23 protein-coding genes are annotated in these 26352 nt (G+C 33.9%); 9 read left to right on the top strand and 14 right to left on the bottom strand.

Annotated elements, in window-relative coordinates:
- Positions 1–17: 17 nt before the first annotated feature.
- Both U6A24_RS19045 and U6A24_RS19040 read left to right on the top strand, forming a co-directional pair.
- Positions 18–902: an ABC transporter ATP-binding protein gene (locus tag U6A24_RS19045; RefSeq protein ID WP_324181603.1), complete on the top strand. Its 885-nt coding sequence runs from the start codon at positions 18–20 to the stop codon at positions 900–902.
- A gap of 17 nt (positions 903–919) precedes the next feature.
- Positions 920–4498, top strand: a complete 3579-nt coding sequence (locus U6A24_RS19040; RefSeq protein ID WP_324181602.1) for a M1 family aminopeptidase — start codon at positions 920–922, stop codon at positions 4496–4498.
- Between the two features lie 57 nt (positions 4499–4555).
- Here U6A24_RS19040 and U6A24_RS19035 read toward each other — a convergent pair whose 3' ends face one another.
- A complete protein-coding gene (locus U6A24_RS19035) occupies positions 4556–4882 on the bottom strand; it encodes a hypothetical protein (protein WP_324181601.1) in 327 nt (108 codons plus the stop codon).
- A gap of 150 nt (positions 4883–5032) precedes the next feature.
- On the opposite strand from U6A24_RS19035, the gene U6A24_RS19030 reads away from it, so the two are divergent.
- Complete coding sequence (locus tag U6A24_RS19030) at positions 5033–5578, top strand: hypothetical protein (RefSeq protein ID WP_324181600.1); 546 nt, start codon at positions 5033–5035, stop codon at positions 5576–5578.
- 69 nt (positions 5579–5647) lie between these two features.
- Here U6A24_RS19030 and rpmA read toward each other — a convergent pair whose 3' ends face one another.
- The 3 genes from rpmA to U6A24_RS19015 all read right to left on the bottom strand — a co-directional run bounded on the left by rpmA (position 5648) and on the right by U6A24_RS19015 (position 7087).
- Complete coding sequence (gene rpmA / locus U6A24_RS19025; protein WP_324181599.1) at positions 5648–5908, bottom strand: 50S ribosomal protein L27; 261 nt, start codon at positions 5906–5908, stop codon at positions 5648–5650.
- A gap of 50 nt (positions 5909–5958) precedes the next feature.
- On the bottom strand, positions 5959–6519 hold the full coding sequence (gene rplU, locus U6A24_RS19020) for a 50S ribosomal protein L21 (RefSeq protein WP_324181598.1): 561 nt from the start codon (positions 6517–6519) through the stop codon (positions 5959–5961).
- A gap of 94 nt (positions 6520–6613) precedes the next feature.
- On the bottom strand, positions 6614–7087 hold the full coding sequence (locus U6A24_RS19015; protein ID WP_324181597.1) for a DUF4199 domain-containing protein: 474 nt from the start codon (positions 7085–7087) through the stop codon (positions 6614–6616).
- A 174-nt stretch (positions 7088–7261) separates the two neighbouring features.
- On the opposite strand from U6A24_RS19015, the gene U6A24_RS19010 reads away from it, so the two are divergent.
- Complete coding sequence (locus U6A24_RS19010) at positions 7262–8584, top strand: M16 family metallopeptidase (RefSeq protein WP_324181596.1); 1323 nt, start codon at positions 7262–7264, stop codon at positions 8582–8584.
- Positions 8585–8598: 14 nt separating this feature from the next.
- Positions 8599–10662, top strand: coding sequence for a M16 family metallopeptidase (locus tag U6A24_RS19005; protein WP_324181595.1), 2064 nt, complete (start codon positions 8599–8601; stop codon positions 10660–10662).
- Positions 10663–10714: 52 nt separating this feature from the next.
- On the opposite strand, the gene U6A24_RS19000 is transcribed toward U6A24_RS19005, so the two are convergent.
- The 5 genes from U6A24_RS19000 to mutY form a co-directional block, all read right to left on the bottom strand.
- Positions 10715–11590, bottom strand: a complete 876-nt coding sequence (locus U6A24_RS19000) for a DMT family transporter (RefSeq protein WP_324181594.1) — start codon at positions 11588–11590, stop codon at positions 10715–10717.
- An 83-nt stretch (positions 11591–11673) separates the two neighbouring features.
- Positions 11674–12249 (bottom strand): gliding motility lipoprotein GldD, encoded by a 576-nt coding sequence (gldD, locus tag U6A24_RS18995; RefSeq protein WP_324181593.1) that lies wholly within the window; start codon positions 12247–12249, stop codon positions 11674–11676.
- Positions 12230–13561, bottom strand: coding sequence for a gliding motility-associated protein GldE (locus tag U6A24_RS18990; RefSeq protein ID WP_324181592.1), 1332 nt, complete (start codon positions 13559–13561; stop codon positions 12230–12232). Before U6A24_RS18990 ends, gldD begins: the two co-directional genes overlap by 20 nt.
- 24 nt (positions 13562–13585) lie before the next feature.
- Positions 13586–14044: a single-stranded DNA-binding protein gene (locus U6A24_RS18985; RefSeq protein WP_324181591.1), complete on the bottom strand. Its 459-nt coding sequence runs from the start codon at positions 14042–14044 to the stop codon at positions 13586–13588.
- A 231-nt stretch (positions 14045–14275) separates the two neighbouring features.
- Positions 14276–15328, bottom strand: coding sequence for an A/G-specific adenine glycosylase (mutY, locus tag U6A24_RS18980; protein WP_324181590.1), 1053 nt, complete (start codon positions 15326–15328; stop codon positions 14276–14278).
- Between the two features lie 131 nt (positions 15329–15459).
- Between mutY and U6A24_RS18975 the strand changes: the two genes are divergently transcribed.
- Positions 15460–15750: an HU family DNA-binding protein gene (locus tag U6A24_RS18975; RefSeq protein ID WP_024768281.1), complete on the top strand. Its 291-nt coding sequence runs from the start codon at positions 15460–15462 to the stop codon at positions 15748–15750.
- Between the two features lie 290 nt (positions 15751–16040).
- The gene (locus tag U6A24_RS18970) at positions 16041–17579 is read left to right on the top strand and encodes a ribonuclease E/G (protein ID WP_324181589.1); all 1539 of its coding nucleotides are present in this window, start codon (positions 16041–16043) and stop codon (positions 17577–17579) included.
- A gap of 54 nt (positions 17580–17633) precedes the next feature.
- Here the strand turns inward: U6A24_RS18970 and U6A24_RS18965 are convergent, their stop codons facing one another.
- Complete coding sequence (locus tag U6A24_RS18965; protein WP_324181588.1) at positions 17634–17831, bottom strand: hypothetical protein; 198 nt, start codon at positions 17829–17831, stop codon at positions 17634–17636.
- Positions 17832–17983: 152 nt separating this feature from the next.
- Positions 17984–19684 (bottom strand): helix-turn-helix domain-containing protein, encoded by a 1701-nt coding sequence (locus tag U6A24_RS18960; protein ID WP_324181587.1) that lies wholly within the window; start codon positions 19682–19684, stop codon positions 17984–17986.
- Positions 19685–20271: 587 nt separating this feature from the next.
- On the opposite strand from U6A24_RS18960, the gene U6A24_RS18955 reads away from it, so the two are divergent.
- Positions 20272–20544, top strand: coding sequence for a hypothetical protein (locus U6A24_RS18955; protein WP_324181586.1), 273 nt, complete (start codon positions 20272–20274; stop codon positions 20542–20544).
- Positions 20545–20861: 317 nt separating this feature from the next.
- Here the strand turns inward: U6A24_RS18955 and U6A24_RS18950 are convergent, their stop codons facing one another.
- The 3 genes from U6A24_RS18950 to U6A24_RS18940 form a co-directional block, all read right to left on the bottom strand.
- Positions 20862–22562 carry a helix-turn-helix domain-containing protein gene (locus U6A24_RS18950; protein ID WP_324181585.1) on the bottom strand — a complete coding sequence of 567 codons (1701 nt, stop codon included), beginning with the start codon at positions 22560–22562 and terminating at the stop codon, positions 20862–20864.
- Positions 22563–22682: 120 nt separating this feature from the next.
- Positions 22683–22859 (bottom strand): hypothetical protein, encoded by a 177-nt coding sequence (locus U6A24_RS18945; RefSeq protein ID WP_324181584.1) that lies wholly within the window; start codon positions 22857–22859, stop codon positions 22683–22685.
- A gap of 127 nt (positions 22860–22986) precedes the next feature.
- A complete protein-coding gene (locus U6A24_RS18940; RefSeq protein ID WP_324181583.1) occupies positions 22987–24747 on the bottom strand; it encodes a helix-turn-helix domain-containing protein in 1761 nt (586 codons plus the stop codon).
- A 380-nt stretch (positions 24748–25127) separates the two neighbouring features.
- Here U6A24_RS18940 and U6A24_RS18935 point away from each other — a divergent pair, with 380 nt between their 5' ends.
- Positions 25128–26336: an aspartyl protease family protein gene (locus U6A24_RS18935; RefSeq protein WP_324181582.1), complete on the top strand. Its 1209-nt coding sequence runs from the start codon at positions 25128–25130 to the stop codon at positions 26334–26336.
- Positions 26337–26352: the final 16 nt, after the last annotated feature.

Genomic DNA, 26352 nt, shown 5'->3' with positions numbered 1-26352 from the left:
AAAACAAGTAACATTTTATGGGCACACTAAAAATCACAAATCTCTCCAAAACCTATCCTAATGGAGTAAAAGCATTAGACAATGTATCAATAGAACTAGAAAATGGAATGTTTGGATTGTTGGGACCAAACGGAGCGGGGAAATCATCTCTAATGCGTACACTGGCAACGTTACAAGAACCAGACTCAGGAACAGCAACCCTTGATAATATTGACATTATTAATCAGCCTGCAGAGCTTAGAAAAGTACTAGGATATTTACCACAAGAGTTTGGAGTGTATCCAAGAATTACTGCAGAGCAATTATTAGATCATTTAGCTATACTTAAAGGATTTACCAAATCCAGTGAACGTAAAGAGATGGTGAAATATCTTTTGGATAAGGTTAATTTGTATGATAAACGCAAAAAAAGTGTAATAGGTTTTTCTGGCGGAATGAAGCAACGAATAGGGATCGCACAGGCACTTATTGGTAATCCTAAGTTAATTATTGTAGATGAACCTACAGCTGGTTTGGATCCTGGAGAAAGAAATCGCTTTTACAATCTTTTGGCCAATGTAGGTAAGGATGTGATCGTCATTCTTTCTACCCATATCGTTGACGATGTAAGAGAACTTTGTACAAAAATGGCAATTATGAACTTTGGGGAAATAGTATATCAAGGTTCTCCGGATACTGCCATAGAAGAATTAGAAGGTAAAGTATATCAAAAAATAATAAAACTTGAAGAGTTGGAAGGGTATGCCAATGAATATAGTATTATTTCGAACAAAATGGTCGGGGGAAAACCTTTAATCCATGTTTATAGTGATTCTAATCCAGCTAATGGTTTTGAACAAGTAAGGCCCAATCTCGAAGATGTGTTCTTTTCTAAAATCAACACAGATAATGTTATCGTTTAACCATTAAATTCGAGATTATGTTTAAAAACTTCTTCATATCAGAACTAAAATATACACTAAAACAACCTATGGTGTATATCATGCTATTATTGATGACTTTAATGGTTTTTGGAGCTACAGCAAGTGATAACATACAAATAGGCGGTTCTATTGGTAATATTTATAGAAACTCCCCTTACACGATTACGCTGTATACTTCAGTTATGACCATTTTTGGATTAATGATCGCTGCAGCATTTTTTAATAATGCCGCTTTACGAGATCACAACAATGGTTTTAATGAAATTCTATTTAGCACACCTTTAAGTAAACCGGGTTATTTCTTTGGAAGATTCTTCGGCGCGCTTTTGCTTTCAACCATACCAATGTTAGGTGTGTTTTTAGGATCAATCATAGGAACTGCAATTGCTCCTTCTTTAGGATGGATGGATGCTGACCGATTTGGTGATTTTCACCTTCAAACTTTTATAAATAATTACCTATTATTTATTCTTCCAAATATGTTTTTTGCCGGAACCATAATTTATACAATGGCACATAAATGGAAAAGTACTGTAATCTCCTTTGTGGGCGCGTTAATAATCATTATTGGCTATATTGTCTCGGGAACACTTACATCTGATATTGATAATGAAACCATAGCTGCCCTTACCGATATGTTTGGTATCAGAACCTATTCGGTAGATACCAAATACTTTACACCATCAGAAAAAAATACGATTAGTCCAGGTTTTAATGGCATATTAGTTCAAAATAGGCTATTATGGACTACAATTGGTATTATCATTCTTTTGATTTCTTACTTCACTTTTTCATTTAAAGAAAAGAATAAGAAGGTAAAAATGATAGAAAAAGAAGACGTTGTAGAAAAGAAAGTGTTTTCGCTACCAAAAATTAACCCGCAATTCTCTGGAAAAACAGAATGGATTCAGTTCAGAAGTTTCTTTTATACAAATTTCCTAAGTATTATAAAGAGCGTAACTTTCAAAATCCTTTTTTTATTTAGTGCTATAATTTTGGTTGCAGATCTTGCGGGAGGTTTTGAATACTTCGGACTAAAATCTTACCCTCTTACTTACAAATTAATTGACTCAATTAATGATAATACGGCTATCTATACCGTGATTATATTGGTTTTTTTTAGTGGTGAATTGGTCTGGAGAGATCGAGAAAGCAAGATTAATGAAGTCATTGACGCAACCGCTCATACATCCTTTATTTCGCTAGCAGCAAAAGCACTATCTCTAGTAGGAATTACTGTTATTTTACAAATCTTCTTCATTTTATGCGGGGTGATATATCAAGTGGTAAACGGGTATACTCGTATCGAACTAGATGTGTATTTTCTAGATTTTATCTATAGCAACCTACCTATTTATATTGTCTGGAGTGGCGTTATGATCATGATTCAAGTCTTACTTAACAATAAGTACATTGGTTACTTTGTATCAATCCTCATGATTTTCGTTTTGGCCTTGCTATTAAGCATTTTTGATATTGAAACAAACATGCTTACTATTGGTGATAGACCTTCTTTGGAATATTCTGATATGAACGCGTTTGGCCCTGGCGTAAAAGGAGCTTTTTGGTTCGGGATTTATTGGATATTATTCTCATTTCTATGTCTTCTTGTTGCAGGGGCTTTATGGAACCGTGGAGCAACAAGTTCACTACTAGACAGAATAAAGATTGCCAAAAAACAAGTCCCTAAGAAATATCGCTTATCTATCGCGATTACAACTTTTGCTTGGATGCTCGTTGCGGGATTTGTGTATTACAATACTCAGATATTAAATCCATATAAAACATCTGATGAGCTAGAAGCGCTATCTGCAGCTTATGAGAAAAAGTTCAAGAAGTATAAAGACATAAAACTTCCAAAAGTCAAAGATGTAAAATACTTCATAGACATTTATCCTTATCAAAGAAATGTAGATACAAGAGCAATTATAAAGCTAACTAATGAAAATGACGTTCCGATTGATTCATTACATTTCAATATAGATGATGAATGGAAAACCACATTTAGCATTCCAAAGTCCAAATTAGTACTTGAGGATAAAGATTTTGGGTATCTAATTTACAAACTTGATACACCATTAGCTCCCAAAGAAACTATTACTATCGAAATTAATAATAAGTATACCACCAAAGGTTTTAAAAATAACAGAGGAAATACAAGAGTTATACAAAACGGAACATTCCTTAACAATTTCGAAATACTTCCTGTTTTAGGTTATAATGAACGAATAGAATTATCTGAAAAAAACCTTCGTAAGAAATATGATTTACCTCCCAAGTCAAGAGCACCCAAGTTACAGAAAGGTCCTAATCATTTTCATATGAACAATTATCTAACCGATGGACGTTCGGATTACATTAATGTAGAAACCATAATTTCTACGGCACATGATCAAGTTGCAATTGCCCCTGGCTCATTACAGCGAAAATGGAAAGAAAACAACAGAAATTATTATCATTACAAGGTAGATCAGCCATCTCAAAATTTTTATTCCTTCATCTCTGCCAGATATGAAATCGCCACAAGAAAATGGAACGGTGTTGATATTGAAGTCTATTATGATTCTAAACACCCATGGAATGTTGAAATGATGTTGAATGCAGTACAAAGATCGTTAGAGTATTACACCAAAAACTTTGGACCCTATTATCATAAACAATGTAGAATAATAGAGTTTCCAAGATACGCCAGTTTTGCCCAAGCATTTCCCGGAACAATGCCTTATTCTGAAGCCATTGGTTTTGTAATTAATCTAGAAGATGAGACCGGCAATAATGTGGTTGACGCTGTAATCGCACACGAAATGGGTCACCAATGGTGGGCACATCAGGTGGTTGGCGCAAATATGCAGGGAGGAACCCTGATGAGTGAGAGTTTTGCAGAGTATTCATCTCTTATGACTTTAAAAAGTATTGCCAAAACCCCAATGAAAATGCGAGAGTTCCTGAAGTATGATCACAATCGATACCTAACGGGCCGTAGTAGGGAAATAGAAAAAGAATTACCATTATACAAAGTAGAAAACCAACCCTATATTCATTACGGAAAAGGAAGCGTAATTCTATACGCATTACAAGATTATATAGGTGAAGAAAAAGTAAATATTGCAATGAAAGAGTTTCTTGATAAATACAAATATCAACATCCCCCTTATCCATCTTCACTTGATTTTCTTGAGTATTTAGAACCCCAAGTTCCTGATTCGCTACAATATCTTATCAAAGATTGGTTTAAAGAAATAACCTTGTATGATAACCGTTTGAAGGAATCTTCTTATAAGAAGCTGGACAATGGAAAGTACGAAGTATCCATGACTATCGAATCCTATAAAATTAAAGCAGATAGCCTAGGAAACGAGACCAAGGTACCTATTAATGACTGGATCGATATCGGTGTTTTCGCAGATGGTGCCGAAGAAAAATTGATATATGAAAAGAGAGTAAAAATAAATCAAAATCAGACCAAATTCACTTTTCAAACAGATTCGTTACCTGTAAAAGCAGCTATCGATCCCAGAAAACTTCTTATCGATAGAGTTTATGACGACAATATTAAAAATATAGAGGGAGAATAGATTCTTGAATTTTATACTTAAGCCCAGGATAGGTTTCTATCTATCTTGGGCTTTATTTTACTTTTTCTTCCTAAAAATATAACTCATCCAAACAGGATCATTTTCTTCAGAGACTATAGATTGTCTGTCTACAAACTCCCAGTTGGCCTGATTCATGAAATTTAATAAATCAGAGGTATTTCCTAACTTTTCCAATTGTTTAATCGTAATTTGTTTTCCTTCTAAAGATTGTTGTTCTTCGACTTTTATTCTCTTCACTTTTCCACTATTGTTTGCTTTTTGAATAACAATTACCTCAAGGTAGTCGTACTTAGGGATCTCTTGTCCCGAAACTTGAAAATTAACAACTACAAAAAAAAGCGTACACCATAGTGTATGGATCATTGAAGTTTTCATGGTTTTAATTCTATTTATGAATTTGGTATTGTAAATTTAGGAAATTCGTTTAATACACTTTTGAACATGAGACTAAACATAAATTTATTTCTATTAATTCTGTTTAGTATCCCTTTATGCGCCCAAACAAAAGGCAGCATGAATGATATCAAAGAAAAGTATGCCATTATTACAGAATTACTTGAAGAAAGGAAACTTGGTGAAATCATTACTCAAGGCAATTGTGAAGATAATGGACTCCATGAAACATACCTGAGTTTTTATTATACCGATAATGCTTTAGTATATATTAATTATAGCTTCAGTCAAGGACATAGTAATTATAATTATCATTACTATATCTGGGATAATAGATTAATTTTCTATTTCCTTGAACACACCTCTTGGACCTGGGATTATGAGTGCACACCTCGAGATCAAGGTTTTACCAACGAGATTTGGACCTATGATGAACATAGGGTTTATTTTAATAATGAAACACCTATAAAATGCCTATTTAAAACCTATGACGAAAGATCTGTCGACCAACCTTATGAAGGAAAAGAAACATTATCGAGCACTATAAAAAACCAAGAGTTAGATTGTGACAAAAGTGTAATGGCAACCATCATAAAAAACTATCACCTATTACTGGAAAATCAAAAGAATACCACACAAAATATATGCGATATTGATTTCAATTAAGAAATTAAGCAACAAAAAAACCCTTTTCTAATGTAGAAAAGGGTTTTTTTATATTACAAAGGAAGATCCTTACGCCTCGAAAGGAACTACAGAAACGTAGGATTTATTATCTTTCTTTTTTGTAAACTTTACAATACCATCTACTTTGGCATGTAATGTATGATCTTTACCAGCGTAAACATTGTCACCTGGTTTGTGAGCTGTACCTCTTTGTCTTACAATGATGTTACCAGCCACGGCAGCTTGTCCACCAAATATCTTTACACCTAAGCGTTTCGATTCTGATTCTCTACCGTTCTTCGAACTACCAACTCCTTTTTTATGAGCCATTTTCTTTAGGTTTTATATTGTTAATACTAACAGAGCTATCTGTTGCTGTTTTATTTTCCTTGTAAAGCTTCGATTAATTCTGCTTTCTTCATAGAAGAAATTCCAGAAATTCCCGCAGCCTTAGCCATTTCCTTCAATTCAGCTACTGTTTTAGCGCTTAAATCTTCAGCTTTTGCTTTTGGTTTAGCAGCTTCTTTTTTTGGAGCAGCTTTAGTTTCTGCTTTTGGAGCAGCCTTCACTTCTTTTTCAGCTTTTGCTTTTGGAACAGCTTTTGCTTTTGGAGCAGCTTTTTTAGCTCCAGAAGTTACGATGCTTTCAATAACGATTTCTGTAAGAGCCTGACGGTGACCATTTTTTACACGGTATCCTTTACGTCTCTTTTTCTTGAAAACAATAACTTTATCACCTTTTAGGTGTCTCGTGATTTTCGCTCCTACTTGAGCTCCATCTATAGCTGGGGCGCCTAAAGTAACTTTATCTCCATCTGCAGCAAGAAGAACTTTGTCAAAAGAAACTTTGTCTCCTTCTTCTCCTGCTAAACGATGTACAAATACTTTTTGGTCTTTCGCAACTTTAAATTGCTGCCCTGCTATCTCTACAATTGCGTACATAGCGTAACGTTTAATTAATTATTTTTTAGAACATCTCCTATTTTTCAATAGGCGGGTGCAAATATACTGCTAATTAATTAAAAGACAAATCTTTTTATGCTTCTACAGGAGGAGAATTATGATTTTTTTTGGGATTCCAACTTTCTTTAAATAACTGCATAAAGGATAAGGTAAGTACAAATGTGGTTGCAAACCCCATAATTGCTGCAATAAATACTACTATTCCCACGCCAACATGATAATGAGAACTCCAGTTTGCCAGCATTTCTGGCAGAAAATTGGTATTGATATTTGTTACATATATTGCAAAGAAAATTGTGAATATAATAGTTGCATTGAATCCTGTAAATAAACCAGCCATAAACCCTTTTTGATAATCAAAATCACTACCTTTTTCTTTTTTGTACTCTTTCATAGCTTTATAAAGCCCAAATGCCACTATAATACCATTGCCTAAACTGAAAACAGGATTGGTCTGAACACCAATAAGTGAAAGAATTAAAAAATAAACAATAAGTCCGATAGCAATTAAAACACCATATTTTACTGGGATAGTAGACTTTTTCATAATTTTTTCTTTAAAGATTCTCAATTAAAAGTATGAAAATTAAGAGTTTTTTAACCTTAAAAGCTTGTTAATTTATTGTTTATCAGTCTTCTATCCATAATTTATTATTTCTTTGGATAAATTTGTAACAAAGTATGATCTTTACAAACATATTTCTAAAACAAAATTTTACTAATGAAAAATAAATTTTACACAATCGCTTGTGGGCTTATGATGACAGCATTTGTAGGAGCACAAGAAGTAAAATATACAGAGTACGACCTAGATAATGGTCTTCATGTAATTTTGCACCAAGACAATACTGCACCTGTAGTAACAACTTCTGTTATGTATCATGTAGGCGGAAAAGATCGAACTGAAGGAAGAACTGGATTTGCTCATTTCTTTGAGCACCTTTTATTCGAAGGCACGAAAAATATCGAAAGAGGTAAATGGTTTGAAATTGTATCTTCTAATGGAGGAAAAAACAATGCCAATACAACCCAAGACAGAACCTATTATTATGAAGTCTTCCCTTCCAACAACCTTGAACTTGGCTTGTGGATGGAATCTGAAAGAATGCTACATCCCGTAATAGACCAAAAAGGGGTAGACACACAACAAGAAGTTGTAAAAGAAGAAAAACGACTACGTTACGATAACTCACCATACGGTCAGATTTTGCCCGTTTTAGGAAAAAATTTATTCAATGTTCACCCCTATAAGGATCCTAATATTGGATACATGAAGGATTTGGATGCTGCAACCCTAGAAGATGTAATAGCTTATAATAAAAAGTATTATGTGCCAAATAATGCAGTATTGGTTGTAGCTGGAGATATCGAGATTGACAAAACCAAACAACTTGTTAAGGACTACTTTGGAGCTATCCCAAAAGGAGAAGACATTGTTCGAAATTATCCAAAAGAAGAACCTATCACAACTCAAATTAATGCCAAGGCATACGATCCCAATATACAAGTACCAGCAGCAACAATTGCTTACAGAACACCTGGATTTACAGAACGAGATGCATATGTATTAGAAATGATTTCTACATATTTAAGTGACGGAAAAAGTTCAAAACTATATAAAAAGATGGTCGATAAACAAAAGCAAGCCCTGCAAGTTGGTGCTTTTAATATCGGACAAGAAGATTATGGAATGTATCTGGTTTTTGCACTCCCGGTAGGAGAGGTACCACTAGAAACCTTGGTGACCGAAATGGAAGAGGAAGTAGCAAAGGTAAGAGATGAGTTAATTTCTGAAAAAGATTATCAAAAATTACAGAACAAATTTGAAAACCAGTTCGTAAACTCTAATTCTAGCGTTGAAGGAATTGCAAATTCATTGGCCAGATACCATATGTTATACGGAGATACTTCATTAATTAATAAAGAAATAGACATTTATCGTTCTATTACAAGAGAAGAAATTAAAGAAGTAGCAAACAAACATTTAAAACCGAATCAAAGAGCCGTTATCGATTATTTACCAGGAAAAAAAGCTGAAAACTAAGAAATATCAACAAAATGAAAAGAATAATAATAACATTGGTTTTGGCTTTAATAACCATAAACCTAAATGCACAAATAGATAGGAGTAAGATGCCAAAACCAGGACCTTCTCCCGAAATAAATCTTAAAGAAGCAAAACGTTTTGAATTAGACAACGGATTAAAAGTACTAGTTGTAGAGAACAATAAACTTCCGAGAGTTTCTGTACAATTACAAATAGATAATTTACCCATATTAGAAGGAGATAAGTCCGGAACTTCAATCCTAACTTCGAGTCTTTTAGGAAACGGATCTAAATCAATTTCTAAAGACGATTTTAATGAAGAGGTAGATTTCCTAGGAGCTAGAATAAATTTTGGATCACAAAGCGCTTTTGCATCTTCTTTATCAAAATATTTCCCAAGAATATTAGAACTTATGGCAGATGCGGCTATTAACCCTAATTTTACTCAAGAAGAATTCGAAAAAGAGAAGGCAAAACTACTTACCGGACTAAAAACCCAAGAGAAAGATGTTAAATCAATTGCCTCTAGAGTACAAAGAGTTTTAGCTTATGGAGTAAAGCACCCTTATGGAGAATTTACTAATGAAGAGACGGTTAATAATGTTACTCTAGAAGATGTAGAAAAATTCTATTCGAATTATTTTGTGCCAACCAATGCCTATATGATTATTGTTGGGGATGTAAAATTTGATGAAGTAAAAAAACTGATAAACAAAAACTTTACTTCATGGACCAAAAAAACAGTTCCTTCTTTTACTTTTTCAAAACCAGCTAACACTCAGTACACACAGATCAATTTTGTTGATGTTCCTAATGCAGTACAATCTGAAATTGCTGTGCAAAATCTGGTAGATCTTAAAATGAAGGACCCAGACTATCTTGCTGCATTCGTGGCAAATCAGATTTTAGGGGGTGGTGGTGAAGCCAGACTTTTCTTAAACCTAAGAGAAGATAAAGGATACACATACGGATCATATTCTAGATTAGGTGATGACAAATATGCTCCAGCAACATTCAGAGCTTCGGCAAGCGTTCGTAATATGGTTACAGATAGTTCTGTTGTCGAAATTTTGAAAGAAGTAGACCGTATCATCAAGGAACCTGTTTCAGATAAAGAACTAAAAAATACAAAAGCAAAATACGTTGGTAGATTTGTTCTGGATCTGGAAAAACCAGAGACTATTGCAAGATATGCTCTAAATATTGAGACCGAAGGACTACCAAAAGATTTTTATAAAAAGTATTTAGAAAATATAAATGCTATTACTACACAAGACGTTCAAAAAGCAGCTCAAAAGTATTTTAGCTCTAGTAATGCACGTGTGGTTGTAACAGGCAAAGGAAGTGATGTGATCGAAAATCTTGAAAAGATTACTTTCAACGGAAAAAAAGTACCTGTTTTCTACTTCGACAAGTACGGTAACAAAACAGAAAAACCCGATTATAATGCAGCAACACCAGAAGGGGTAACCGCACAGTCTGTTCTTGACAGTTACTTCAAAGCTATGGGGGGTAAAGACAAATTAGAAGCTGTTAAATCTATCTTTTCAACTTCTGATGCTTCTGTGAATGGAATGGCTTTGATGATGACGATGAAAGTAACAAGTAAAAATCAAACGATCACCGACGTTCAGTTTAACGGAAACTCTATGAGTAAGAATGTTTTTGACGGAAGTAAAGGTTATTTCATGCAACAAGGGCAAAAACTTGATTACACCGAAGATCAAGTGAATACTGCTAAAAAAGAAGTATTCCCGTTTCCAGAGTTAAAAAACACAACAGCTACTCTAGAAGGAGTTGAGCCTTACAGCGATGGAAAAGCCTATAAGTTAAAAATGAGCGATAAAAAAACTACTTATTTTGATACCGAAAGTGGCTTAAAAATAAAAGATGAGCTTATTCAGGAAATGGCTGGTCAAAAAATGACTACAACATTAATTTATAGTGATTACAAAGAGGTAAATGGCATTAAATTTCCGCAGGTAACCAAAATGACTGTTGGGCCTCAAGCTTTAGAATTTAAGATTAAAGAGATTAAAATCAATGAAGGGGTAACCGACGAAGATTTCAAATAAACAATAACAAATTTATAATGATAGAGGCTTGTTCTTAATAAAGAGCGGGCCTTTATTTATTTCTATTGGTAAGATAAACTCCAAAAATAATAACACAAGAAGCCAATAATTGGTATAATGAGAACTTCTCACCATCCCATAACCCCCATATTAAAGCGACAATGGGCATTATATAAGTAACCGAACTCGCAAATACAGGAGTGCTTATTTGTATCAACTTATTAAACATGAGTTTGGCAATACCCGTTCCTAGTACCGCCAATATTGCCATATAGGCAATACTATTTTGCACACTTTGATCAACAAACAATCGTAGTGCAAAAAAATCCGAAGCATACAATACAATTAATGCCGGTATAACAAGAACTATAAAATTACCATTGGCAATTGCCATTGGAGTAACATGTTGTAAGTGGCGCTTTATAATATTCACATTAATCCCATATCCAAAAGTTGCAATAATTACCAAAAAAGCATAACTATAATCTTGTTGTGGATTAATAATAGATCCTTCCCAAATAAGTCCTATGCTACCGATCAACCCAATAATAACTCCTATAAGCTGATTCTTGCTAAACCGAATAGAAAACAGAACTACTCCAAGCACAAAAGTAATTAGCGGCGTTAGGGAATTTAGAATAGAAGTGATACCACTGTCGATCTCGGTCTCGGCAAATGCGAAAAGAAACGCTGGTATAAAAGTCCCTACGAAAGCAGAAATAGCAACCCATTTCCACTCATTTCCCTGAATAGTTTTAATACTTTTAAATCCTATTGAAAACAGAAACAAAGCAGCGAATACTGTTCGTAAAGCACCTAACTGCAATGGAGATAAACCAATAAGAGATTTTTTGATAAGGATAAATGAACTACCCCATATAAGAGATAGTATAATCAAATAAATCCATTTCAATTTTATGTTTTGCATTTCCCTCTACGTGAGCTGCAAAAATTATAAAATTATTATTGTGCCGAAATGTTTTTGGAAAAAAATTAACTATAATTTATTGTTTATTCCTTCCAGCGTAGTGTTTCCATAAGATGTCTCATATCATTGCGAAGATAATCCGCTGCCGGAAGAATAGAATCATAGTTAGGTTTCACATTAAAGTATATCGAACCCACAATGAAATGTTTTAGACTATCGGTAAGATAAAATTGCGATTGCGAAGCTGCATCTCCAGTAACCTCATAGAACATTCCGTATACCTTATTTTCAGAGTCGACATACGGTTCCTGTAAAATTCCATCAGCCTTAATAACGTGTTCCTGTGTAAGATTTTGGGCATCTCGTAATAATGAATCCAGATTGTTTCGCACTTCATAGTACGATATGTACATCGTCGCCTTCAGTTTGTTGTACTCCAGATTGTACCAACATCTTCTATTTCTTCGGGCCGTTCGAAGTTTAGAAAAATCATTTTTCTCGAAGGTGTATGGACACGCAGACACAACTTCAATATATTTTGGCGTTGGATAACTTAATCGAAGTTTTCCCTTCGGTTTTGGAATCACCTCACCTCCGCAAGAGCATAGTAGTAACAGGGGCCCAATCAAAATAAAAAACCTAGTCATTATCTTTTTCATTAATCGTGAGTTTCACTTGTTTTATTCTTTTATTATCCAACGACTCTATTTTAAATGAATAATGGTCGAGAGCAATTTTTTCTCCTCGCTTCGGAAAACTACCTGATATCTCAAGTAGAAGACCTGCAATCGTTTCGGCATCACCCTTTTTTTCTTCAAAAATCCCATTATCTTCAAGCTTTAAAACTTTATAAAAATCTTTGAGTGCCGTTCGACCTTCAAAAACATAATTTTTATCGTCTAGTTTGGAATATATCAAATCTTCATCATCAAACTCATCGCTTATATCTCCTACTATTTCTTCGATAATATCTTCCAAAGAAATCAATCCACTTGTACCTCCATACTCATCAACAACAATAGCCAAATGGTTTTTTTTATCTTTAAAGTCATTTAACAGATCGTCTAATTTTTTATTCTCGGGGACAAAATAAGGCTCTCTTAATAGCGGAAGCCAATCAAAATTCGTTTTATTGATATGCGGAAGAAGGTCCTTTACATATAAAATCCCAACTACTTTATCAATACTTTCTTCATACACCGGAATGCGAGAATACCCATTTTCTGTAATTTCTGGAAGAATTTCTTTGTAAGAAGCTGCATTGCTAAGGGCGAAAATGTCCATTCTAGGTTTCATGACCTGTTTGGTATCAGTATTTCCGAACGAAACAATCCCCTCAAGTATTTTCTTCTCCTCGACCGTGGTATCCTTATCAGAGGTAAGCTCAAGTGCCTGCGACAGCTGATCGACGCTAATATTTGATTTTTGCCTTCCTAATCGATTATGGATCCCAACAGTAATCTTTCTCATAGGTAAGCTAACCGGAGAAAGCCCCCAATCTAATATCGCCAAGGGTTTGGCCATAAATTTTGAGAATTTTATTCTATTTCGGCTAGCATATATCTTTGGAAGAATCTCGCCAAACAGCAGAATAAGAAAAGTTGCTACACCGACCTCGACTACAAATCGCACGTTAATCCATCCAAACCATGTATAATCAAGGTCTTTAAAATATATTTCTCCAATAGAATCAAACAGTAATACAATAGCAATATTGATAAAGTTATTTGCCACCAATATGGTTGCCAATAATTTTTTGGGGTTATCCAACAACCTAGAAATTATTCTAAGGCTTTTAGAAGTATTTTCTTCGTCCTTAAGGTCTGTTGAGGTTAAAGAAAATAAGGCAACTTCACTACCGGAAATAAGCGCAGAAAAAATCAACAAAACCACCAAAATGATCAAGTTAATGGTTTGCATTACATCAAAAACTAATAACGAAGTATATAACGGTTCAGGATCAGGGTCCAAATTATCTTTGTTTAGTTAAACATATCAGAACGGAAGATCATCTTCTTCGGTTACTGGTGTATCGGATGAACTCCCCTGCGGATTGCCAGCAGGAGGATTCATTTGAGGTGTATTCTGTGGTGTAGCCCCAGATGGTTGGTTCTCATTTTTGGGTGTCAAAAAGGTGAAATCGGTACATTGTATCTCGGTGCTATACCTGTCTTTACCTTGCTCATCTTGCCATTTCCTGGTTTTGAGACGACCTTCTATATAAATCTTATCTCCCTTATTAAGGTATTTTTCACAAATTTCGGCAGCCTTATTTCTTACAACAATATTGTGCCACTCGGTAGTGGTGACACGTTCTCCGGTGCTCTTATTTATATATGAATCATTGGTTGCCAATGGAAATCTTCCAATACAATTACCTCCTTCAAAATAATGCATTTTCACCTCATCTCCCGTATGCCCAATTAGCATTACTTTATTTAATGTTCCAGACATTCTATTCTTTTGGTTTGTTTTTTTGATTTAGAATTTGCAAAGAAATAATAAACCTTTAGATAACGCCATTTAAGTACTTCTTATTTTCCAAAAATGTGTTATAAATCAATTTTGCTATATAGTAAATGTAATAAAAAATTGACAAAAATTTTAGTTTCAGATTGTGGTATCAAACTATTTATGACGTTAAATATGAGTTAAGCTATTTTAAAACAAACTTAAACCATAGTATCACTTAAAAAACTCATCAATAAAATTACCCAATAATATAGGAACGGGATATTTATGCACTTCCTGAAAATCTACTGTCTTTTGTACTCCATTAATTTCTGAGACCTCAGGTAGCTTTATGATGTAAAACCTGGTATACAAATGTTGGTGAGACAATTTATGCACCAAGGGTTCTTCATAATAAGGTACAATTTCAAAATCTTTATTTACCAGAAGGTTTTTAAAAATCGAATTGGTTTTAATGGTCTCGATACTCAGTTTTTCATCTTCTATCAAAGGAAACTCGTATAGTCCTTTCCAAATTCCATTCCCGGTTCTTTGTTGAATAATCGTTTTGTTGTTATTGATAGAAAAAACCAAATAATTAAAGTATCGTTTTTTAATCTTTTGTTTTTTGAGTTTTACAGGTAACTCATCTACTTTTCCAGTTTTTAATGCTTCACACCCTTCATTGATTGGACATACGATACAATACGGTTTTTTTGGTTTGCATTGCAGGGCCCCAAACTCCATAATTGCTTGGTTATAATTCGCAGGGTCTTTATGATCAATTAGTGTAACTGCAAGTTCTTTAAATTCTTTAATACCCGCAGTACTATTAATTGGAGTTTTGACTCCAAAGTATCTAGATAACACTCTATATACATTACCATCGACTACAGGTACAACCTCATTATAACATATAGATGCTATTGCACTGGCAGTATAATCTCCTACTCCCTTCAGTTTTAAAAGATCCTTATAATTATCAGGAAACACTCCTCCTAATTCATGAGCCACATATTTTGCCGTAGCATGCAGATTTCTGGCTCTTGAATAGTACCCTAATCCCTGCCATAATTTTAGCACTTCATCTTCTTTTGCATTAGCCAGATCAAAAACAGTTGGAAAAGTTTTGGTAAAAGATAAATAATATGGTAATCCTTGAGCTACGCGGGTCTGTTGTAACATAATTTCGCTAAGCCAAATGCGATATGGGTCGGTTGTTTCTCTCCATGGCATCGATCTTTTGTTTTGTAAGTACCACGTTATGAGTTTTTTATGAAATTTCATAACTAAAATGATTAGTTTTGTAAAATTAAGCGAATAAAGAAGATAATTTCATCTTAAGTATTGATATTTTGGAATTTAAATTCTTATATTTGCCCCCTTGAAAATTTAGAAACCCCTAAATAGGTAATATAATGACTAAAGCAGATATCGTAGCAAAAATTTCAGAAAAGCTAGGAATAGAAAAAGGAGATGTTCAAGCAACTGTTGAAACATTTATGGAAGAAGTAAAAAGTTCTTTAGAGAGCGGAGACAACGTTTATCTAAGAGGATTTGGAAGCTTTATCATCAAAACTAGAGCAGAAAAAACTGGTCGTAATATCTCAAAAAATACGACAATCAAGATTCCTGCGCATAACATACCTGCATTTAAGCCTGCTAAAGTATTTGTAGAAGGCGTAAAAACAAACGTAGAAGTTAAATAATAATAAATAAACAGAACACTATGCCAAGTGGTAAAAAACGTAAAAGACACAAGGTAGCAACGCACAAGCGTAAAAAGCGTAGAAGAGCCAACCGCCATAAGAAAAAGTAGTTTTCTAACTACTTTTTCTGTTTAAAAAGTTAAGTTCTTTGAAATCGAAATAAAGCAAGCATTACTACCGATATAATTGTTTTATTTCAATGGAATTATAAAAAATTCCTGTGAAAAAATTTGTTTAATCCATTCCGACACCCCTCAATTATAGGGAACCGGGATAAAAATCTAATCAGAGTGAACAAAGAATTGATCATTAGATCTGGTTCCTCTACAGATTTTGCCTTATTAAAGGATGGAAAACTTATTGAATTACATAAGGAAGAAGACGACAGCAATTTTTCGGTCGGTGATATATTTATTGCCAAAATCCGTAAATCTGTCCCTGGTCTTAATGCTGCATTTGTTAATGTAGGGTACGAAAAAGATGCCTTTTTGCATTATCATGACCTTGGTCCTCAAGTATCTTCTTTACTTAAATTCATTAAACGTGTAAGCACAGGTAAATTAAAAAATTATTCTCTTAAGGATTTTCCTTTTGAGAACGATATTGATAAACACGGTACTATTACCAATGTGTTAAAATCAAATCAATCACTGCTAGTACAAATAGTAAAGGAACCCATTTCTACCAAAGGCCCTCGAATTAGTTCAGAACTTTCGATAGCCGGTAGATATATAGTTTTAGTTCCGTTTTCTAATCGTATTTCTATTTCGCAAAAAATAGAATCATCAGAAGAAAAAGAACGTTTAAAAAGGCTCGTTAAGAGTATTAAACCTAAAGGTTTCGGAGTTATTGTTCGTACCGTAGCAGAAGGCAAGAAAGTAGCAGAACTGGATAGAGATTTGCAAAACCTGATGGATCGTTGGAAAGCCATGTGTAAAAAATTACATAAAGCACACCATCCATCAAAAGTATTAGGTGAAATGAATAGAGCATCTTCAATATTAAGAGATGTATTTAATGACACCTTTACTTCAATTGTTGTAGATGATGAAGATCTTTACAACAGAATCAGAGAGTATCTGCAAGAAATTGCACCTAAAAAGGAGTCTATAGTAAAACTCCACAATGCCAAAGTGCCTATTTTTGAAAAATATGGTATAGAACGGCAAATCAAAACAAGTTTTGGTAAGACGGTATCCATGAGTAAGGGAGCCTATTTAGTTATCGAGCATACAGAAGCTATGCATGTAATTGATGTAAATAGCGGCAACCGATCTAATAAAGCCAAAAATCAAGAAGATACTGCACTAGAGGTTAACCTTATTAGTGCTACTGAAGTTGCTCGACAACTACGTCTTAGAGATATGGGAGGTATTATCGTAATCGATTTTATTGATATGAATAACGCCGATAATCGAAGAACCCTCTTTAATCATCTGCGAGAAGAGATGAAAGATGATAGAGCGAAGCATAAAATTTTACCGCCAAGTAAATTTGGCTTAATTCAAATCACGCGACAACGCGTGCGACCAGAAATGAATATCAAAACCCGAGAGGAAGATCCAAACGGAATCAATGGCGAAATTGAGGCGCCTATTGTTTTGGTAGATAAAATAAAGGTCGAATTAGAAAAATTAATCAAAAAAGATCATAAAAAGATCACGCTAAGCGCGCATCCTTTTATTGCAGCTTTTTTAACAAAAGGATTTCCATCTACCCGATCAAAATGGTTTTTTGACCATAAACGATGGGTAAAGATTGTACCTAGAGACGCTTACACGTATTTAGAATATCATTTTCACGATAAAGATGGTGAATTGATAAAGTAAAAATAAAACCCGGCCAATAGCCGGGTTTTTTGTTTTTTATAGGTATTACAATTTTTAATCAGCACACAAACCTGAGAGAGGAACTGTAGGCCTATCAGATCCCGTTCTCTCAAGATCTGTTTTTTCTGTACACACATCAGGAATTGTACTCGTCAAAGGAATAGGTGCTCCTCCCATAATAGTATTGGTGTTAGACAATTTTGCTATGGTAAGCTTCTCAAAGCTCAATTTCGAAATGCTTCTTTTTTTCATGATGTCCTTTACTTTTGTTTTCTATTGGCAAACTTAGAAATTATTCTATCCAAACCTATAGATTTTACTCGTGTAATCACCCGTTTTCCAGAATAGTCAATTATAAAACAATGTTTTTCAGAAATACATTGCAGTCAACTCTAGTACCTGTTTTAACCTTCAGCGGTTTGTTTTTCTAATTGTTTAATAAAGTAAGACGGAAGTATTCCATTTTTCTTGTGAAAAGATCTTGAAAATACCTCGGCGGTATTAAATCCAGATTCTTTGGCTATTGCCTGTATGGTATAGTTTCTAAATTTACGATCTGTTTTAAGTTTTTCTACCGAATATTCGATACGCAGGTCTCTTATGTACATACCAAATCTCTTGTTCTTGTATACGTTTACAACCTTGGATAAATACTTATAATTTGTATCAAACTCTTTTGCCAAACTATTTGTAGTAATGTTTTGTTTTAAGAAACCTTTACTTTGCTCAAAATCTGATAATTTCTCAAGAATATCCTGAACCATTTCTTCAGTAATTCCTATTTGATAAATCTCATTGGGGTCCAATTTCTTTTTCACCACAGGTTTTTTCGTTGTTTGAGAGAAATACAATTCATCAAACCTTTTTTTGTACATCTTCTTTTTTCGCTCATTGAGCAACCATAGGGTTCCCAAAACTATACTTATCACAATCAAAATAAGTATAGTAGCAAATGATGATTTTTTCTTTTTTTCAAGGGAACTGATAATCGTTTCTTTTTCTGAAAGAAGTTGTGGTGTATCATAATGTTGTACAACATTTTTTATCAAATACCTATAGTTTGTATGTAATGTACTATCCACTTTAATTAACCTTTCTATATACTGTAACTGGTTATCGATATCACCGGCTTTTTTATAATGATCTATTAAAATCTCATAACTCTCCCTGTTATTTGGCATGATTTCGCCAATCTCCTGAAATATGTCATCTACTTTTTTGTGCGAAGCTATGGCAGCAACTTTTTCTCCTAAAAAAGACTGGGTTTTGCCCAGATAAAAATATGCCATTGATAAATTGGCTTGATCATCATTATTTTGAATAAATGATATCGCTTTTTGTAGGCTATCTTTGGCAACAACATAGTTTTGTTTGCTATATTGGTTTATCCCTTCGTTTAGGACAAAGTAATGTCGATAATCCTCATTATTAAGACGAATAGACTCCTGGTATCCCAGTTTATTGATTACGGAAGCCGAATCCAATTTTTTATTAAGATTATACGAATCTGACAATGCAAAAAGGGTCGTCAAATATCCAAATGGATTCCTTTCTTTATCTTGAGCATAAAACTCATAACTTTCTTTTAATGCTTTTAACGCACTTTGATGTTCTCCTATTCTACTTTTAAGAATCCCTATACTCTTTTTACTTTTATATTGAAAATCCCGGTTGTTTTGTTTTTTTGCTTCTTTATTGGTCTTAAGTAAATAATCAAGTGCCTGCTTAAAATCACCAGCATAATAATAAAGGTAGGCTTTGTTATAATATCCATGCAGCGGATAATAGGCCGAACTTTTATGTTGAGTAATAGCAATTATACTATCATAATACGCATGGGCCACGTCATCTTTATTAATGAAAGACAAAAAATAATACCCATCGGCCATCTTTAGGGTATCTCTTTCGGTTTTGGCTTTATCCAGATAGGCATTGGCATAGATTACGGCCTTTGCAGAATCAGATTCGTTTTTATAAAACTCACCGGCCAGGAATTCATAACTGCTTTTATCGGTACTTTCATTATTATCCTGAAAAGCCAAGGCTACACCTCCCTCTAGCAGAAAGAGAAATAGACAGACAAATAATTTTTTATAGTGCATCATTTTGCATTAAACATATATAAAAAGTAAACTACCTTAGGTGAATCCTCAACGCATAAGTGGGAAAATAATTTTAATTTCGACGCAAGCCTCGAAGCATTTAAATCTCGATTATCGAGAACATCCTAAATAACCCACAAACCTGAAACGTGTTAAAAACAAGCTTGGTATTTGTTGATTTAAGCAAGGTAGTTTTATAAAGGCAGTAAATATACTATTAATCTTTTTCTAGACCGGTTATAAGTTTTCACCCGTACAAACTAGATAGAATTTTGAATCCATTAAGGTTCGAAAAATTCATAATAAATAACAAAAATCAAGTGATTTGACGTCTTTTTTATCCTATAAAAACATAGGCTCTCAAATTCGGTGTGATATTTATTAATTATTTGATTATCAATTTATTAATATTTATTTTTTGACTCGTATTTTATAAAAACAGACATTCTTGCCTTGTTTTTTGCCCTGTTTACCCCCTACATTTGATCCTATGAAAGGTCTTGGTTTACCCCACACTCAAAAACCGAATAATTTGTTTGAACCATGACCCGACCAGCAAACAAAAACTAAAAAAAGTAAGGGAATTCATTATGAACATTGTAATCAAACAAATCGAACTTATCGAACGTATCGATCGATTGATACGCATGCAGGCAACTGGAAGTCCGGAAGAATTGGCGCATCGATTAGAAATATCCAAAACCAAATTATATCGTGCCCTTAACATTATGCGCGAATTAAACGCCCCAATCGTATATGATGTAAGCCTGCAAAGTTTTATTTATAAAGAAGCTGTAGGCTTTAGCTTTGGGTTTTACCATAAAAACAGGAAGCCCAATAAGATCAATCCTTTTGTGGGGTGAACCTGCACTTCGACGGACCTCTCCTGAGCAGTATCTAAGAGTCGAAATAGTTCACCTTTTCCTTCTGGTTTTTCAGAAATTCAACATGATTAAACTTCCTCTAAATATAGAATGCTAAACTAATAGCGTAGCCGAAGGGTGGGCAAGCAAAGAAATCGAAAATCAAAAACCGTCAATTCGAGTGATTTTTTGAAACAACGTGAAAAAAATAGTATCGAGAATAAGTTTTGAAAGAAAATTTACTTGTCTTCGATACAATTTTCTACCGAAAATCACTCTGACTGACGTAAATTTTCTTTTATCAAGCTTACATTACTTTATTTCCTCCCCTCCAACTTCTTTATAAAATACGAAGGATAAATCCCAGTTTTTTTACAAAAAGCTTTAGCAAAAGCCTCTGCGGTATTAAAACCAATCTCCTGGGCAATAGCCTTTATGGTATATTTCCTGAATTTGGTGTCACTCTGTAAGCGCTCTACCACATAATCGATGCGTAGATCATTAAGATACTGACTTAAACTTTTTTGCTTATAGGTATTCACCACAATAGACAGGTAACTAGAATTGGACCCAAAACTCTTGGCCAGATCTTTGGCATTGATCTTGGGTTTAAGATAGCCCTGCGTTTCCTCAAATTTTTGGAGCTGCGCAAGCAATTGGTTGCGAGTTTCATCACTTATGGCGGTACTACCTGTTTTATTTTTAACTGTATTTTCTTTTACAGATGGAGTTACCGTTTTTTGCTGTGTAGTATTGACCAATTGTACAAACCGCTTTTTATAGACCCGTTGGTTGCGATAGTAATACACAACCCCTCCTAAGCTAAGTGCCAATAACATAGAAATAACGGTAATTTGAGTGGCACTTGTGCTTCTTTCTGCTTCTAGAGTGGCTATAATTTCCTCTTTTTGTGCGATAGCGTTAGGGATCTCGTACTCTTCCAGTAACTTTTTATCCATGAGTTTATAATTCTCTTGATAGATACTATCGAATTTTAAAAGTTTATTTACATAGACCAATTGGTTTTTAAGATCACCTTTGTCTTTATAATAATTAGCTAAACCGCTATAGGCTTCTCGTAGGTTTAGGCTCATATTTTCTTCAACCAACCCCATAGAATCTACTTTTTGATAATATTTTTTAGCTTCTTCTCGGTTAACTAATTTGCTATGTGCTTTTGCTAAGTATAAGTAGGCATTTAAAATATAATCTTTATCAATATATTTCGAAAGAAATGGCAAGGTTTTCTTAATGCTATCAATCGCTAAAGGATAATTATTTCGATAGTAATGATTCACTCCCTCCTTGAGAACAAAATTATGATATAAATCATATCCTTTTACCAGCTTTGATATTTTTATTCCTCTTCTAATATAAAAAGATGAAGAATCAATTTCTCCCATTTTAGAATGAACTTCCGCAACTCTTAAAACATGGTATAAATAATTAATAGTATCAACTTCGCCCTCCAACCCTACTCTCGAATCTTTTAATAATACTTTTCTATGTAGTTCCATTGCCTCTTCATACTTACCAAGTTTACTTTTAATCTCAGCAATATTACGTTTTGCCATCTTAATATGAGCTTCATTTTTCTTTTTTTCGGCAGCTTTCAAAGAGAACAGCAAGTTTTCAAGTGCCTTTCCATAATTTAGCTTGTGATAATAATAACCTGCTTTTAGAGAGTATGGTAATGAAGGAAAAGAATAATGGTCAGCATTTTTGCCTATCATTATTGCACTATCTAAATATTGAAGTTTTACTTTATCTTCTTCCTGGTAATGTGAAAGTAATCCATAGGCGTAAGCAATTTCTACATTATCTTTATCCTGTTTTCCTTTTTCCAAATATGTATTAATATAAATCAAAGTTAAGGTAGAATCATTTTTTGCTTCATAAACATTCTGATACAACTCCTCATAACTCTTTCCCTTCAAAGAATCTGGGATGGTGAACCTTTGGGCTTGGGTTTGCCACATAAAAAAGCATAGAAAAATGGTAAGAATAAGGGATCGCATATGTTCTTGATGGTTATGGCCTCAAAAATATCAAAAAAAGTAGAGATACCCTTATAAACGCAATACGCCCTGCTCGATATAGCAGGGCGTATTGCGTTTATTAAAAAAGTCTTTGGTTAACTACCAACCGGGCTCATCAATAAAGTCTATTTTGGTTTTGGTTTCCTGCCCGTGTCCGCATTTAAGAATCCAACTTATTCCATCTCCTCCTCCCATGATCGTTTTTAATTTTGAATCACTTAATGAAGCTACTTTAATTTTGTTTAATTCTAATTTTTTTGCATTTCCTTTTTTCATGATGTTTTGTTTTTGTGAGTTCGTTAACGAAAGTACAAAGAAGGATCATGTTTTTACTCATAAAAAAGGAAGTGCTGCCGCATATTCAAGAATATCGACCTTTAAAACTCTGAAAACTAAACACTTACTATTTTTCCAGTTTTTCAAGCTTTTTGATAAAATAGGAAGGATAAATACCATGTTTACCATAAAAGGCTTTCGAAAATACCTCAGCTGTATTAAATCCAGTCTCCCTGGCGATGGCTTTGATGGTATAATTGCGTAGTTTTTTATCTTCTTGTAATCGTTCTACAATATAATCGATGCGCAAATCATTAATATACTGGCTAAAGGATTTTTCTTTATATACATTAATGATTTTAGACAGGTATTTGTTATTGGTTCCTAAACTTGAAGATAATTGAGTTAGGGTAATTTTAGAGGAAGTATACCCTCTTTTGTCTTCAAACCCCTGTAGTTTACCCAATACTTCATCGACTATACTTGCCGATATCCCAATATCGGTAGCCGATACTTCTTTGGGTTTAGATATAGACTGTTCTTTTGCTTCTTGAGTGGTGTCTTTCTTTTGGGTTAAGATTTCAAAACGTTGCTGATACAGCCTTCTCCGATAAAACTGGTAAGAAAATAGTCCGATAAGTAATACCACGGAACCGATCAAAATAACAATATAGCTTCCGTATCGCGAGCTTTTAGTAGTCGCCTCTTGTACCAAACGTTCTTTCTCTGCTAACAACACCGGTGTATCGTATTGCTTCACCATGAGTTCATTCAACTCTTTATAATCACTTTGTAAAATACTATCAAACTCAAGTAGTCGTTCAATATATAACAGTTGATTTTCAGTATCTTGTTTATCTCTATAGTATTTAACCAAAGCATTATAAGCTTCTCGTATCTCATAACTTACAGTGCCTGAAACCTGAAAAACAGAATCTAATTTTTTATAATACCGCTTGGCATCCTCCCTTTTGTCTAATTCATCCTGAGATTTACCCAAATAAAGATAAGCATTCAATATTCGATTTTTATCAATATCGTTTCCAATAAAGGGTAAAGCATTATGAATACTATCCATAGCGGTAGAATACTTTTTTCTATAAAAATCATTAATCCCTTCAAGAAAAACAAAGTGATAGTACAAATTAAATGGATCTGATTTCATCATCTTAGAAATCTTTATACCCCTTGCAGTATATAAAGATGAAGAATCTAACTTTCTCATTTTAGAATATACTTCTGAAATTCGAAGATTGATTAGTAGGTAGCTTAAAGTATCTTTTAACCCATCTTTTGTTTCATATTCCAAACATTCTTTATAGCCAACCAATGCTTCGTCATATTTGCCCAGCTTACTTTTAATTAAGGCTATATTGTTTTTTGCTATGTATATGTATGTATTACTATTATTTCTTTTTGCCGCATCTAATGACAGAAAAAAGTTTTGTAGAGCCTGCTTATAATTAGACTTATTATAAAAATATCCACCTCTCGCAGAATAAGCTAAAGCAGGAAAAAAAGGGTTTTTTAGATTTTTACTTACTGCTACAGAGCTATCTAAATAGGTAAGTTGTAAATCGTTTTGATCTTGATAATATGATAAAAACCAGTATGCTCTGGCCATATTAACTTTTTCGTCTTCATTTTTTGCCTTTTGCAAATAACTTTGTAAGTAAATTAATGACTTCGTTGTATCTGAAGACACTAAGTCATATTCATAATAAAGATCGTCATAACTCTTCCCCTTCAAAGAATCCGGAATTGTAAACCCTCCTTTTTCTTGTGCAGATCCAATACCTATACCCCATAATAGCAAAAGCAAAAAAGCATAGCCCTTTTTACAACGATTATGACGACCAAAAAATGTATTTAGGGTATTTAATTTCAAGAGAAACCGGGTATTTTTTGAGAGATTGTGTGGGTATAAAGATACTACTTTCTGTTTTTACTACCGTTTTTTTATAGATCGTTTATAAAATACTCATATTCAGATATTTAAAACCCTACTGCCTAAGTCTAGATTCCACGAATATCGAGTTCAGATTCATGAATCTCGACTTTCTTGCCTTGTTTTTAGGTTTTTTTCGAGGCTATATTTGCTCAAGTCAAAACGAAAAACGAACACACACTTTTACCATTTAAAATTCGAAAAAAATGATGGCAGCATTAACAAACTATATTTCAGAAATCATCGAACTAAGTGCTGAGATCGCAAAGTTTATGGCAACCATATTTTAGAACATCAAACAAAGTAAAAACATAAAACCATTGAGAACACTTATCAAAATAGCGCCTTTTATCCTGCTCCTTACAAGTTGTGGGGGATCAAAGCTAGAAAACCTGCTTAAATCGGGTAACATAGCCAGCCAGGAATTTAGTGTTACCATTCCTTTTGAGTATAAACAAGGGCTTATGGTGATCAAGGCAACTATTAATGATAAGGAATATGATTTTATATTAGACACCGGAGCATCCAACGTCCTATCCAAAGAACTTCATAAGGAACTCGGCCTAAAAATTCTCGATTCTGAAGTAGTTTATGGTGCACACGGCACAGGGCAAGAACTAGAGTATACAAAAGTAAATACTATAAACATTGGTGGTGTAGATTTTCAAAATACCATTGCGGCAATTCATGATCTTAATGCCGTAACCGAAATTGCCTGTATGGATGTTGATGGTATCATTGGTGCCAATTTGATGAGGCAAGCCGTTTGGGATTTTGATTTCAAAAATCAAAAAATCACCATTACCAATGCTGAAACATCATTAGACATACCTGCGAATCATAAAGAAGTAAAGTTCTTTGTGGGTTACCAGGGTACGCCATCGATCATTACCACTGTAAACGGCATGAGGGTGCTCAACAATCGTATCGATACAGGATACACAGGAAGTTTAAGCTTGTCAAGAATCGAATTTCAGAAACTACGAAACAAAAATAAGCTCGCCAAGTATGTAACAGGAAACGGATCTGCCTCTGTTGGTGTATACGGTGCAGGAAAACCTACTGTATTCTACCGCGGACTTGTAGACAATATGCGGTTTGGAAACCTGGAACTAGACAATACAGTGATATCCTTTAGCGGAGCAAACTCAAAGCTTATTGGGATCAATTTCTTAAAAAAATACCGTGTAATCTTTAACTGGAACACCCAAAGAATAAAACTAATAGAAACACAACCCTACAAAAACACAACAGTAAACACCTATGGCTTTGGTCCTTCTTTTAAAGAAGACAAACTGTACATAAAATATATCATCGAGGGATCAAGTGCTCAGAAAAATGGATTAGAAATAGGAGATCAAATCCTGGCAATCGATGATGCCGATTATACTACAATAACACAAAATCAGTGGTGTACCACTTTAAAAAACGGATTGGTTGATGCATCAAAAAAAGCGATAAACATCACTATACAACGAGATAGTGTGATCAACAAGCTGAATGTAGATAAAACCATAGTGTTACAATAAGTAAAATAGGAAGAAG

Origin of the sequence: Aquimarina gracilis (genome assembly GCF_035285365.1) — a bacterium.
In the GTDB taxonomy this organism is placed as follows: domain Bacteria; phylum Bacteroidota; class Bacteroidia; order Flavobacteriales; family Flavobacteriaceae; genus Aquimarina; species Aquimarina gracilis.
Note: the sequence above shows the minus strand (reverse complement) of the source record. Positions and strands in the feature narration are given on the sequence as shown.

Coding starts and splice junctions, on each gene's coding strand:
- U6A24_RS19045 (WP_324181603.1), top strand. CDS start 18: ATGGGCACACTAAAAATCACAAATCTCTCCAAAACCTATCCTAATGGA.
- U6A24_RS19040 (WP_324181602.1), top strand. CDS start 920: ATGTTTAAAAACTTCTTCATATCAGAACTAAAATATACACTAAAACAA.
- U6A24_RS19035 (WP_324181601.1), bottom strand. CDS start 4,882: ATGATCCATACACTATGGTGTACGCTTTTTTTTGTAGTTGTTAATTTT.
- U6A24_RS19030 (WP_324181600.1), top strand. CDS start 5,033: ATGAATGATATCAAAGAAAAGTATGCCATTATTACAGAATTACTTGAA.
- rpmA (WP_324181599.1), bottom strand. CDS start 5,908: ATGGCTCATAAAAAAGGAGTTGGTAGTTCGAAGAACGGTAGAGAATCA.
- rplU (WP_324181598.1), bottom strand. CDS start 6,519: ATGTACGCAATTGTAGAGATAGCAGGGCAGCAATTTAAAGTTGCGAAA.
- U6A24_RS19015 (WP_324181597.1), bottom strand. CDS start 7,087: ATGAAAAAGTCTACTATCCCAGTAAAATATGGTGTTTTAATTGCTATC.
- U6A24_RS19010 (WP_324181596.1), top strand. CDS start 7,262: ATGAAAAATAAATTTTACACAATCGCTTGTGGGCTTATGATGACAGCA.
- U6A24_RS19005 (WP_324181595.1), top strand. CDS start 8,599: ATGAAAAGAATAATAATAACATTGGTTTTGGCTTTAATAACCATAAAC.
- U6A24_RS19000 (WP_324181594.1), bottom strand. CDS start 11,590: ATGCAAAACATAAAATTGAAATGGATTTATTTGATTATACTATCTCTT.
- gldD (WP_324181593.1), bottom strand. CDS start 12,249: ATGAAAAAGATAATGACTAGGTTTTTTATTTTGATTGGGCCCCTGTTA.
- U6A24_RS18985 (WP_324181591.1), bottom strand. CDS start 14,044: ATGTCTGGAACATTAAATAAAGTAATGCTAATTGGGCATACGGGAGAT.
- mutY (WP_324181590.1), bottom strand. CDS start 15,328: ATGAAATTTCATAAAAAACTCATAACGTGGTACTTACAAAACAAAAGA.
- U6A24_RS18975 (WP_024768281.1), top strand. CDS start 15,460: ATGACTAAAGCAGATATCGTAGCAAAAATTTCAGAAAAGCTAGGAATA.
- U6A24_RS18965 (WP_324181588.1), bottom strand. CDS start 17,831: ATGAAAAAAAGAAGCATTTCGAAATTGAGCTTTGAGAAGCTTACCATA.
- U6A24_RS18960 (WP_324181587.1), bottom strand. CDS start 19,684: ATGATGCACTATAAAAAATTATTTGTCTGTCTATTTCTCTTTCTGCTA.
- U6A24_RS18955 (WP_324181586.1), top strand. CDS start 20,272: ATGAACATTGTAATCAAACAAATCGAACTTATCGAACGTATCGATCGA.
- U6A24_RS18950 (WP_324181585.1), bottom strand. CDS start 22,562: ATGCGATCCCTTATTCTTACCATTTTTCTATGCTTTTTTATGTGGCAA.
- U6A24_RS18945 (WP_324181584.1), bottom strand. CDS start 22,859: ATGAAAAAAGGAAATGCAAAAAAATTAGAATTAAACAAAATTAAAGTA.